The organism is Sinorhizobium sp. CCBAU 05631, assembly GCF_002288505.1.
GTDB classification, from domain to species: domain Bacteria; phylum Pseudomonadota; class Alphaproteobacteria; order Rhizobiales; family Rhizobiaceae; genus Sinorhizobium; species Sinorhizobium fredii_C.
This window is the reverse complement of record NZ_CP023066.1, coordinates 72,136-83,143: the sequence shown is the minus strand read 5'-3', so window position 1 is coordinate 83,143 and position 11,008 is coordinate 72,136. Positions and strand designations below refer to the sequence as shown.

At 59.6% G+C, this 11,008-nt stretch carries 17 protein-coding genes; 5 read left to right on the top strand and 12 right to left on the bottom strand.

From position 1 onward, the window contains the following. Positions 1–141 precede the first annotated feature (141 nt). Together SS05631_RS30610 and SS05631_RS30605 are read right to left on the bottom strand one after the other, a co-directional pair. On the bottom strand, positions 142–309 hold the full coding sequence (locus tag SS05631_RS30610) for a ribbon-helix-helix protein, CopG family (RefSeq protein ID WP_083854276.1): 168 nt from the start codon (positions 307–309) through the stop codon (positions 142–144). Then, a complete protein-coding gene (locus tag SS05631_RS30605) occupies positions 306–761 on the bottom strand; it encodes a hypothetical protein (protein WP_037424718.1) in 456 nt (151 codons plus the stop codon). The genes SS05631_RS30610 and SS05631_RS30605 overlap by 4 nt, the downstream gene beginning before the upstream one ends. Before the next feature lie 142 nt (positions 762–903). Here SS05631_RS30605 and SS05631_RS30600 point away from each other — a divergent pair, with 142 nt between their 5' ends. Both SS05631_RS30600 and SS05631_RS30595 read left to right on the top strand, forming a co-directional pair. Next, on the top strand, positions 904–1,149 hold the full coding sequence (locus SS05631_RS30600; protein ID WP_037424721.1) for a hypothetical protein: 246 nt from the start codon (positions 904–906) through the stop codon (positions 1,147–1,149). Between the two features lie 10 nt (positions 1,150–1,159). Further along, entirely contained in the window at positions 1,160–1,447 is a 288-nt protein-coding gene (locus SS05631_RS30595) for a hypothetical protein (RefSeq protein ID WP_037424724.1), read from the top strand. A gap of 35 nt (positions 1,448–1,482) precedes the next feature. On the opposite strand, the gene SS05631_RS30590 is transcribed toward SS05631_RS30595, so the two are convergent. From SS05631_RS30590 to SS05631_RS30540, 10 genes are all read right to left on the bottom strand, one after another. Further along, positions 1,483–1,683 (bottom strand): hypothetical protein, encoded by a 201-nt coding sequence (locus SS05631_RS30590; RefSeq protein ID WP_037424727.1) that lies wholly within the window; start codon positions 1,681–1,683, stop codon positions 1,483–1,485. 75 nt (positions 1,684–1,758) lie between these two features. Next, the gene (locus SS05631_RS30585; RefSeq protein WP_083854277.1) at positions 1,759–2,007 is read right to left on the bottom strand and encodes a hypothetical protein; all 249 of its coding nucleotides are present in this window, start codon (positions 2,005–2,007) and stop codon (positions 1,759–1,761) included. A gap of 704 nt (positions 2,008–2,711) precedes the next feature. Continuing rightward, positions 2,712–3,143, bottom strand: coding sequence for a hypothetical protein (locus SS05631_RS30575; RefSeq protein WP_037424738.1), 432 nt, complete (start codon positions 3,141–3,143; stop codon positions 2,712–2,714). Then, positions 3,140–3,811: a ParA family protein gene (locus SS05631_RS30570; RefSeq protein WP_037424741.1), complete on the bottom strand. Its 672-nt coding sequence runs from the start codon at positions 3,809–3,811 to the stop codon at positions 3,140–3,142. Before SS05631_RS30570 ends, SS05631_RS30575 begins: the two co-directional genes overlap by 4 nt. Before the next feature lie 264 nt (positions 3,812–4,075). Continuing rightward, a complete protein-coding gene (locus SS05631_RS30565) occupies positions 4,076–4,636 on the bottom strand; it encodes a hypothetical protein (RefSeq protein ID WP_037424744.1) in 561 nt (186 codons plus the stop codon). 86 nt (positions 4,637–4,722) lie between these two features. Next, positions 4,723–5,163, bottom strand: coding sequence for an IcmT/TraK family protein (icmT, locus tag SS05631_RS30560; protein ID WP_193378223.1), 441 nt, complete (start codon positions 5,161–5,163; stop codon positions 4,723–4,725). After that, a complete protein-coding gene (locus tag SS05631_RS30555; protein WP_037424747.1) occupies positions 5,160–6,446 on the bottom strand; it encodes a DotG/IcmE/VirB10 family protein in 1,287 nt (428 codons plus the stop codon). The genes icmT and SS05631_RS30555 overlap by 4 nt, the downstream gene beginning before the upstream one ends. Further along, a complete protein-coding gene (locus tag SS05631_RS30550; RefSeq protein WP_245369192.1) occupies positions 6,443–7,546 on the bottom strand; it encodes a DotH/IcmK family type IV secretion protein in 1,104 nt (367 codons plus the stop codon). Before SS05631_RS30550 ends, SS05631_RS30555 begins: the two co-directional genes overlap by 4 nt. Further along, positions 7,546–8,190, bottom strand: a complete 645-nt coding sequence (locus SS05631_RS30545; RefSeq protein ID WP_037424766.1) for a type IVB secretion system apparatus protein IcmL/DotI — start codon at positions 8,188–8,190, stop codon at positions 7,546–7,548. Before SS05631_RS30545 ends, SS05631_RS30550 begins: the two co-directional genes overlap by 1 nt. Then, positions 8,187–9,320 carry a hypothetical protein gene (locus SS05631_RS30540; RefSeq protein ID WP_037424770.1) on the bottom strand — a complete coding sequence of 378 codons (1,134 nt, stop codon included), beginning with the start codon at positions 9,318–9,320 and terminating at the stop codon, positions 8,187–8,189. Before SS05631_RS30540 ends, SS05631_RS30545 begins: the two co-directional genes overlap by 4 nt. Positions 9,321–9,454: 134 nt before the next feature. Between SS05631_RS30540 and SS05631_RS31270 the strand changes: the two genes are divergently transcribed. The 3 genes from SS05631_RS31270 to SS05631_RS30525 are packed head-to-tail and all read left to right on the top strand — an operon-like array spanning position 9,455 to position 10,992. Beyond that, a complete protein-coding gene (locus SS05631_RS31270) occupies positions 9,455–10,003 on the top strand; it encodes a hypothetical protein (RefSeq protein WP_157213206.1) in 549 nt (182 codons plus the stop codon). A 15-nt stretch (positions 10,004–10,018) separates the two neighbouring features. Continuing rightward, entirely contained in the window at positions 10,019–10,591 is a 573-nt protein-coding gene (locus tag SS05631_RS30530; protein ID WP_037424775.1) for a hypothetical protein, read from the top strand. A 17-nt stretch (positions 10,592–10,608) separates the two neighbouring features. Continuing rightward, positions 10,609–10,992, top strand: a complete 384-nt coding sequence (locus tag SS05631_RS30525) for a hypothetical protein (protein ID WP_037424777.1) — start codon at positions 10,609–10,611, stop codon at positions 10,990–10,992. Positions 10,993–11,008 lie beyond the last annotated feature (16 nt).

Below are 11,008 nucleotides of genomic sequence, written 5' to 3'. Positions count from 1 at the left end.
AGGCATCTCGTTTCCGCCCGTGCCAGTTCCGCCAGTTCTGCACGACGCCGCGCTGCTTCTGTGGCTTCCTCTCGCAGTTTAATGGCATCGTCGCGGCGCTTTAATTCGGCCGCCCGCTCTTCGTCGGTAAAACCGCTCATACTATGCGCTCCCTTCCGTCTCGCTCCCTTCATCCAACTCATGGACCGGCAGGAAACCGTACTGCTCCAGCCACTCGCGAAGGATGAGGCGGATCATCTCTTCCCGCGTCATATCAAGTTCTTCGCAGGCGGCCGCGATCGCCGCCTCGACGTCATCATCGAAGGTCAATTGTTCAACCAATCTGCGTTATCCTGCCCGTCGATCATCACCAGGATCTCGTTCGCTTTTGTTTCGTCACCCCACTCGTCGACGTACTCGCATTGAGAATGAGCGCGGAGCGGCGTTCCGAACGCGTTGGGGGCGTCGTAGCTGATCACCATGCTGAACAAGACGGGCTTAACACTGCCTCGATCAAAATCCTGCAGCAGCTTCTCGCGATAATCAGCATCCTTGAAGGCCGACGACAGATATTCCGCATATCCGGCCCGATCCATTACCATGTCCTCAGAGTGGCTGATTTTGATGCGCTTATACCCGGAGGGGGACGGCAACCGAAATTTCAGGGCCGCCTCGCATGCGGTCACCAACTCGGAATCAAAGAAGGATTCAACGAAGTCGCAGCCCGACAGCGCCGGTAGGATGAGCAGCGCGAGGGCCACTTTCCGTGAGAGCTGTGCCATGCTTTCCCCTACGCACTACAACCGAGGGGTCGTAGGGTCTCACAGCACAGGTTGCAGTCAAGGATTAGGGGCGCCGCCCAAACGGAGTATTTGATTTCATTGCAAGCTTGGCCATGCTGAGAACAAACCAAGGAGGGGGCAGATGTCGAAATACGAGGGGCTGACGCAGCGACTTGCCAGAGAAAGGCTGAGAGAGATCATTCTCTCGTTCCTTGAGATCGAAACGGCCATAGGGGATAAGCTGCCAGCGAGCGCCAAGCGTCCACAGTATTGGGCGAATGCCAGCAAGTCAGAGCAGGTTCGCGGCGCCAATAAGGCAGCACGCGCGGCGGGTTATCGGAGCTTCCTCTTGGCGGGACAGGACAGGGTGCGCTTCGTTCGCGATTGAGGTAGCTGCCATGGCTTTTCTAAGCGACTTCCTCGACCAGGAAACGGTTCTCGGCCTGTTGGTTGGGATCGTCGTCGGATTGCTGGCGTACTTTGTGCTGTCAAAGTTCACTGGCGGTAGTCGACCAGCTAAGAGCAAATCAGCGGTCGAACAGCAATTCAGGAACGTCTTCGCCATCATGGATGAAGGCCGCCGGCTATCTCTGATCCGCTACTACATGGAGAAGTACGAGTGTGGGCGCGAGGACGCCATGCGACGAGCCGTCGAGGAGCGCCAACGCGATGCCAACAGGTGGTAGGCAAGGGGCTTCCGACCATCCCTGTTCCGAGGTCGTCAATGCTTGCTGTCGGACAGTGGAATGCCCCTTAGGTGAGCGAAAATGCCGAACCAGAATCGGTAGTCGGCCTCTCGACGATCGGTATATGCATCAAGCGCGCAATACGCCACGGCGGTCGTCGCGTCCTTTCCATAGAGTTCAATTGCAACCTCTATCGCCCTCTCTGGATCGAAATTGCCTGCAAAGACGCTTTTCATTTGATCACCCTCTCATGGCGCCTCGAGCTCTGGCGTGCGCGTGCCTCGCTCGGGGCTCTTCACTATATCCGTTCCTTAGCTTGTCTGGCGCATGAAACGCATTCCCTCATCGGTCCAAGAGATGGACGTACGGCTGCCCGCAAGCGGGCCGCCCAGGAGAACCGGGCTTGTGATCTCCACCAGGCCGTGATCGAGTAGAACGCGGAGCCTGCGCCACGGAAGATCGAATTCTTCGCCGCGTGCGATCAGAGCCATGTCCTCTTGCGCCTGCTCAGTTGCGTCCGCGGTCATCGTCGGCAGTTCTCTGATTGTGGTGGAATCCATCGCTACTGTACCTCGGTTTGTTCGGGAACCGCGCCGGCCGGGCTTTGTCACCGGGTCCGCCAGCGGCGAATTGCGTTGGCAAAGTCAGGCCCGGCGCTAAGCCCAAGCTGCGCCGACCACCGTAAAAATGGACACGCCTGCGACCCCACCGAAGACGCCACCGACTATGCCTGTCCCTGCGCCGATCAAGAAACCAACCAGCGCCCCTCCGATAATCCCTGCAATCCTTGCCTTCATGACTTCTCCCCCCTGCTCTCTTGGCTGTACCAAGTTTTGTCACCCTGCTGCTTTCCGCCGGTTTCGTTCGACTGTCCTTCGACCCTCCTCGACCTAGCCCGACGCTCGGAGGAATTGGACGGCGGAACCCGCAAGGATTGCCGGCGCGAGCAGAGGTGAAAGGATAAGGGCGAGCGGAAAGATGAGGCAATAGCTTGTCCTGGATGAGAGGAAGGGTTTTCGCATCCAGGCGGCCAAGATGGTTGTGATTTGGCCGGTGAACATCGCCGCAAAGCAGAGCATGGCGATCGCGATCGGCGTGATGAGCGACCGGCCGAAATGACCTTGAATGAGGACAAAGAACAGCGTCGCGGCGATAAGGAGTCCGGCGAGCGCAGCGCGCCTCGCATAGATTCGCCGCGAAAGCGCAGGCGATAACAGAGCGCGGTATAGCGATTGCCACCCCTCCCCTGCCCTTGACGCGGCCATCAGCGCTTGGCGGCGACTTGCGCGGCTGCGCGAGCGCGAGGATCGATACCCTCATCGAGCTCCTTTTGCAGCGCGCCAAGAGCAAGTTCGATGACTTCGGCGATCGCGGAGCATTCGAGCCGATCGGCATAGTCGTAGATCATGTTGTTGGTCTCGACCCTGAGCTTGACGGCGAAAGGCGTATTGCGATTGGTGGTGCGCTTGCGGCCGCGCCGGCGAGGCTCGCCCTCGCCTTCTGTCTCGGCCGGCGCGGTTGCTGGCGCAGGTTTGGCAACCGCTGGCGCCTTGCGCGCAGCCGGTTCGGGTGCATGGCGGGTCTTGAAGCCGTTGTTTTCGGCGACCTTTTCGACGGCTGCCTTTGTTTGCGGATCGACCTTCTTGGGCTCTGGCCTGAACTCGTCGAGGTCGATGGTCAGACGCTCCTTGCTCATTGGCGCAGCTCCTTCAACAGTGCGATGACCTCGGCGACGAACATGGCGGCGTTTGCCCGGGCGTTTTCCAGGCTTGGAACCTGGTCGTCCGCGAGTTTTTCGAGCGTCTCGCCGAAATTGACGATACCCTTGAACGCCTCGCGTTCGACGATACGCGCTTCGAGGAACCGGATGCCGGCTTCTTCGAACTGCGTGCCGATATCGCGGGCGCTTCGCGTCACATAGGCCGCGGGTACGCGCGACCAGAAGACGCGGGCGGGCATTTCTTTGCCGCTGCTCCTGCCCTGGCGGACGATGAATTTGAGAGTCTTGGCGGCCTCGTCGGCATCGAGCTTTGACGGTTGCAGCGGGATCAGAATGAGATCGCTGGACGTGATCGCGTAGCCCGTGGATAGGTTCGCCGATCCTTCGAGATCCACGATCACGAAGCTGCTTTTTGCCGACTGCTCCTCGATCGTCTCGATGATGTTTTCCTCGGTAACGTCACCGATGATGGTCATTGATGGCGGGATGTTGGCGTCCTTGGCCCACTTCATAAGCGGCTGGTTGGGGTCTGCGTCTATCAGGCAGACAGAGGCGCCCTGCTCGGCAAGAACGGTTCCCAGGATCAGCGTACCGGTCGTTTTGCCGGCGCCGCCTTTAGTGGTCATCATCGAAACGACTGCCATTCGATCATCTTTCGTATGTAATGGATTATCTGTTGGGATTCGATCCCAAAGGCTATCGGAATCGGATGATGATCAATTTATATGCGAAGCGTGAACGAAATATAAACTTCAACGTTTCGTTTCGTTATCGTTTAATTATGGCTTACCTTAATCAAACCTATCGGAAACGTTTACCCTATAATGCCCTCTGTTGCGGGTGAGGTGACGACAAATCGCGTCACCTCGGGCAACGATCAAAAGTCGTGGATCACTTCGCCGTCGGCCTTATCGAGCATCTCGCCCAGGATATCGAATGCCCCAAGCTGATCCATCGAGACGTATTTGCTTCCGGGTCCGCACTTGACCAGGACTGTTACGGCGTCGTTCGCCGCGTGAGGTGAGCCCATTCTTAACGAGGGGCCGGTCGATCCAAGTGCCGGCGTATTCAATGCCGTGGCCGTATTTCTTCTGAGCAGCGCTTTCGAAAGTCGGGCAGTCATCTTCGGTGATACTCGGGTGGTACGTCACCCGGACTACCTTCTCACCCTCCGGCCACGCCGCGAATGTGACGGAAACCCGGTCTTCGTCTCTCACGTACATGATTTCCTTGACGGCACCCTTGGCCGCGCCCATCTCGATCTTGTTTCGTCTCAAGGCGATCTGTTCATCAAATGACGGCCCGCGAAGCTCCTGATAAATTGAGAAGCCCTTGTCCGTGAGAGCCTGGCTTACTACTGCTGGCGTAGCGCCAACCTGAATTCCAAAAACATCAAATTTTACGTCCTGCGCTACCGCGGGGCAGGACACGAGTGCGAACGCCGCGGCATATAACATCTTGTGCTTCATTGGCTTACCTTTCTTTACTCGGCCGGGGTCGTCACCAGCTTTGGGGTGATCTCGACTTGCCGGCTCAGGGTTGATCGAGAACGATATTACTGTGCCGGCTCAACTACTCTGGCCGGCTGCTCATCCACCAGCGTCGAATTGACCTCTTTGACGACACCAACGCTCATTGGGGCAGATGGGACGGGCATCGCAAACGAGGGGAGGGGGGTTCGGCGATACTCGAAACCGTAGTCCACGGCCTCACGATAGCGCCGTTGATAGAAGGCCGGACGTCGGACGCCTGCGAAGGTCGCCCGTATGGTCCTCAATGCGCTCGGCAGGCGGTATCCCGCTCGTTCGACGAGCCAGAAAACGCCAATGGCCGCTAGCAGCAACAAGGCGGTCCAGACCGCCAGGTGAACCGCCAGAAGCAGGAAGAAGAACACCAACCGCGCATCAAAGATCATAAGGCGCGGCTCGCGCATAGAGTCGCGCCAATGGATCCTCTTCTTGAAACGGTTGCCGTCGTCTGTTTCGGCCTTGGTCATCGGTTTGCGACCGAATTTTGCTGGCTCTGCACGTCAGGAACCCCCTGCATGAACAGAACGCCGATCGTGTAGCCGCTTCCGAGTTTCACGAGCGGTCCGCTTGGGGCCATATCCTCGATCTCGCTGGCGAGCTGGTCGCCGACACGGCCAGCGCCCGCATAAAGGGCGTCCTGTAGCTCGGCCTCGCGATCGACGACCGTGGTCGTGTTGCTTCCGATGATGACTTCCTGGGTCGGTCGGGACATGACCTCGCCCAGGCCGGAGATGAATGCGCCGGCAAGGCGCGGCCCGTAGCGGGCAAGCCAACGCTGATCGACGTCGGATTTGACGGCGATGGAGCCTTTGGCGCCATCGACAGCATATGCGGCGGTCGGGATCTCGTCGCCGTTCGGCATGACGATGCGATCGAATTCCACGATCAGGGCATTGGTGTTGCGGTTCTGCTGGAATGCTCCGATCAGACGAGCGCGATAAAGCGGGCCTCGCTGGAAGATCTCAGCAACGACGGGCCCGGGCGTGTCGGAATCGGACGCATTGACGGTTCGCGCGAAAATGATCTGGCCGGCCCGGATCAACATGTCCGAGCCATCAACCATGCCGCCATACCCTTGCAGGGCCGCCTGTTCGGCAGCCTGCTCTTCTGCAAGGCGCTGCTCTGGCGATTTGTAGAGCGTCTGGTTGAGAACGATGGTGTTGACCGATCCTTTCGGAGACCATTGCTGGACGAGGCCTGCGGCTTGACCACTCATGGCGGCTGCGAGGTTGTTGATGTCGCTGTAGTCGTCCGGCGTCATCTGACGCTGGCGATCAGGCGTTACGTGCTCAACGGCCTGTGTCGGCTGTGGGTTGGGGGGAGCGACTGGCCGTTGGCGGGGTAGGGGCTCTTTGGTCACGTCGCGAACATCATCGACATTACGCAGCGGTTCGTCCGGCGTTGGCAGGAAGCTTCCGCCGCTGTCAGCGGCCGATTGAGCCCCTTGCTGGTTCACCGTGTCGAGCGACTGCTGATAGCGTTCCGACTCGGCCTGTTGCTGGCCTGCTGGCGTCGCATCGACATTGGGAGCGCGCGAAAGCCGGGATGCCGACAATTCGTTCTTGCTCAGCATCGAATAAGCGACATAGCCCACAACCGACGCCAGCAAGCCGATGACGACAAATGTCTGGATCGATTGGCCGCGCTTGCGCGAGGAACGGTTGACGGTAGCGGCCTCGGCAAGCTCGGGCGCTGCGTCTTCGCGTTCCGGCGCCCGATTCTTGGCGTTGTCGTCGTTCGTGTCACTCACTGCGAGATCCTCACTCTGGAAATGGTGCCATTTCGCGAGACGAGCGCGACAGGCGTCGGTTTCAGGCGGTAGGCATGGACGGCACCCGGCCCCGTCAGGGCAGAATTCCAGGACGGCGAAATCAGAGTGTTCGCCGTTCGGATGTAGAGATCGCCCTTATAGGTCCAGGCCTCGACTTCCGGATCGGAAGAACGCAGCGAGATCGCTCCATCGGGCAGATCGGCCCCTTGGGCGAATGACATCATGATTTTGTCGGATGGCGGCGTCTTCGTCGCAACCGTCGTGGGCGATATCTCGGCGTTCGGACCGAAAGCTTCGACCGTGATGTCCCTGCGGAAATGGGTCCTGCTGTCGTTCGTCTCGAGATTGATGACGATCGGGCGATCTTCCTCGACGAGAGAGATGATCAGGTTCGAATAGCCGTGAGAGACGAGCGGCGTGACCGCGAGCTGGTTCGATCCTTCCTGCAGGGCATAGACCTGGAAGGAATCCGCCCGTCCGACGACATAGCTGGCGATAGGCCATGCCTTGCCGGTTCGGTCATAGAAGGCCATGACCGAAACGGTATTGGGCGTCGTGTACAGCGTTTGGAGCGGCTGGTTCGACTTCAACGACATGCGCAAGGAATCCGAGATCGGCGTCGCGCGGACGCCGTTCGGGGGCATGGCTGCGGCCTTCTGGCTGTCATCGATCCGCTTGCGATAGTCCCGAATGAGTTCGGGGGACATCGGCATGACGGATTGGACGGTTGCCCCGTAAGCGGTGATCTCTTCCGGCGTCAAGGGCCTGTCCAGTTCGGAAAGGGACTGCAGCAAGCGGCGTGCGCCGATGATCGGCACGTTCGGCGCCAGCCGCGGTTGACGCTGATCGGCCTGATTTGGGTCTGCTTCGCCGAACTTCGAAGGGGCAGGCTGGCCCTGCATCGCAGGCTGCTGGCTCTCTGCGGCCTGGGGAGGTTGCTGCGCGGGCTGCTCCGGCAGTTCGGCCGAGGTGTCCGGCTGAGGAGGCGCGTAGGCCGGAGCTTGCTGCGCAGCCTGTTGCGCCAGCGCCGACCCGCTCAAGGCCAAGAGGAAAGCGAAATTGACGGCCAGTGTTCTCATCAAGCACCTCCGGGGGCCGCGAGGAAGCGCGAAATGGCCGCGCCACGCGGATGCTCATAGCTCTGCAAGCGTTGCAAAGTGACCGTGACCATTAGGTTCTGGCCCGTCACTTCCGACGCGGACTGGTAGGTTACACGCACCGGCATCTGGACGATCCATTCGTAGATGCCGGTGGAACCGACGCCTTCGCGCACGATGACGGCGCGCTGCGCGATTGCCGTCGTATTGAGACGGCGGTTTTTCACGAGATCGAGGGTGCCGGATTTCTGGACGGCGTCGACAAACGAGTTCCATCCTTGCGGCTTGGTGAAATACTGCTGCGCGTCTTGGAAATCCTGCTGATAGGTCGCGAAGGAGTAGGTGAAGGAGCGCGTGACCGCTTCAGCGGCATAGGTCGTGATCTCGGCCGCACTCAAATGCGGCTGATCAAGCGGAATAAGAGGCTGTATGCGCCCGTCGGCCGTCATCGCGAAATAGCGCGGCTCCGGCTTTGTCAGTGCAAGGCTGACGGCCGCAAGGACCGCGATCGCTGCGACGACGAGCAGTGCAAGGGCGATAATGCTCATGCGCCTATAGGCCGTCCGGTAAACGTCGGCCCGCATGAGAACGGTTTCGATCTGACCGTATTCGATGTGTTTGGTCATTGCGCGCCAGCTCCGGTGGAAGCGGCCGTATTCGCTGGCTGAGCATCGGGAAGAGCAGATGCCAGTTGTGCATCGGTTAGCGACCCGAATGCGAACTGCGCGCCGTGCTTGGAGCGATAGAGATAGAAGGGAACGCCCGGTGCGCCGTTGGATCGCATCCACAACACGTTGCGGCGTAGGCCTTCGGTGACCCGTGGATCAAATTGCTTCGGATCGACTTTTGGCGCCGGTTTGCCGGAACCGATGACTGATCGGGTTTGCTCGAGGAGCGTCGTGGCGATGTCGTCCTGGTGCATGATCGAAGCGGCGATGTCGAAAGCCTCGGCCGACAGGATCGGGGTGAGGATCACGCGCAAGTCGATGCTGTTATCCTTGATGCGGGGCATCAGATGGTCGAACGACCAGGCGCAATGCGGGCATGTCGGATCAACGAAGACATAGACGAGCGGTGAACCGGGCTTTGGCGTGTTGACCGGAAACCACATCGAAAAGTCCTGGGCCTGCTGGATGAGCTGCTCGACGCTCGATGCTTTTGGGACATCGGTCACGTTTTGCGATCCGACCGAAGCAAGCTGCTGTGGAGCGGCCGGGGACTGTGCCGCCTGCTGCACAGACTGTTGGGTGGTCGCCGGCCGGGCCTGGGAGGTGGAACCGGCCGGCGGAGGACTGATCGCCACGGTCGCGTTGGGCTGCGCGGGAAGATTGGGCGATTCAGTCGTGTTGCTGGCTGCTTGCAGGGCCGACGCGGGCTGGCTGGAAGTGGCAGCCACGGGCGCCGGATCGAAAGAAGACCCCTCGGGTTTGACCGTCGGCACGGTTGCCAGAAGCGCGGCCGATATGTCCTCGCCGGATGGACCTACGATCCGACCGTAGATCGTCAGGCCGTCAGGCGTGGTCAACGCGACCTGTTGACCGCCGTCCGGCGTGGGGACCGCCCAGGCGTTCATGCCGGCGATCTGCATCAGCGGACGGACCTTCGAAGCATCCTTGAAAAGCACCTGATTGGCGTAGGGCGACGACGTGACGGTGCAGCCCACGAAACCTTGCTGCCACAAATTCAGCTCGGCCTTGGCCGGGATGACCGTGGGAAAAATCGCGCATGACGCCAGGAGGATTTTGCGGGCCTTCATTGCCGGTTTTCCTTTTGCTGTATGTTGCAATTTGGCCTGAATATGCCATAAGGAATCCCACTGTCACCCCCTGGCGGTCTCAATCGCTGATTGATTCTCGCACCTGTTGCCAAAAGTACACTAAAAGAAAACCCATGGGAATTTACGGCTTGAAACGTAACTTTAAAACTCTTCCCACCGACGATAGCGGGCTTGGTATGTTTACTAGAGTAATATTCGTTGGCGCGATATTCGCTCTAGTTGGCGGAGGCGTGTACTATACCAATGCAAACGCCTCCGGCGAAACACCTTCCCGTATTGCGACTGATGCCACCGCGGCACAACAACTGAAACGTGAGATAGGTTCATTGCGTAAAGAGCTATACAATTTGCGTGTGGACAACGCCTCGTTGCGCTCCGAAATTACGACTTTGACATCGCAAAATGGCGTCGTTGACGTGATTATCGGTCATTTGCGCGAGCTGAAAGCGCAGGACCAGGCGATTCTCGGCATGATCCAACCGGCCTCAAACGGTCACTCGCTCGAACAGGATGAATCCGGTTCAGAGATGGCCGAAGACGAGATTCAAGGGACCGCCAGACACCAGATCGTCACCCCGAAAAACAAGGCCGCGCCGCTGCCTTCGCCCCGCCCGGAAAAGGTGGTGGAGGCGGAGTCCGCCAAAGACGCACCGACGGAATAGGGCAAGGGGTGAGGCGTGGGCGGCAATGGCAATGCACTGAACGGACTGGTCGGCCTCGTCGAGCGGCTTGCTGACCTGGTCCCGCCGGCCCAGGCGCTCGTCGTCGCCGCGTGCTTCATCCTGGGCGTTATCCTCGCCATCTTGGCGCTGCAGGGCTTTGCAACCGCAAGCGAGCGGTCTCAGTCGGGACAGTTTCGGGGTCCGAACGATTACGGGCCGTGGGTGCCGACGGTGACGCTGATCATAGCGGTGTTGCTGGTCTCATTGTCGCAAACCATCTCCGCTTTCCTCGTGTCGTTCTTTCAGGTGGACGAGACGGTCGCCGCTTCTGAAGTTTTCGCCTACGCGCCCGAAATGCTCGCGCCGCTCGATCATGAGCAAGCGCGCTCGGTGATTATCGCGCTTTTGCGGGTGGTGCAGTTCATCGGACTGCTCGGCTTCATCCGCGGTCTTCTTTTGCTGAACAAGTCGGTCCAGTGGCCGGCGCCGGGCCTTGTGGCCTTCGGCACAACCCATGTCATCGGGGGAGTGTTCGCGATGAATATCGTGATGTTCCTCGGGATGATCGAAGAGCTCGTGCTCGGATAGGAGAGAAGGAAGCACTCATGAAAAAAGCATGGATTCAAACGGCAACGATCCTTGCCGGAACGCTAGCCTACCAGTCGGTTGCATTGGCGCAGTCGAGCGGCGGCCTTGGCGACATCTTGACCAATGTCCGCAACGACACGCTCGGGCCGGCCGGCGACTTCATCGGCGCAGGTTCGTTCATCCTGGGCCTGATCGCCGCCATCACGGCGGTCTACAAGCTGGTCCAGAACAACCGGAATCCGCACGATCCCAGCTCGAGCCCGAAGCAGGCGCTCGTTTGGGGAACGGTTGCGGCCTGCCTGATTGCAATTCCGGAATTTCTCGGCATGGGCGTTACGACCTTCTTCGGCTCGGGGGCCGATACGACGTCGGTTGATGGCACGCTGAGGTCGATCAACTGATGTTGGGCGGGATCGG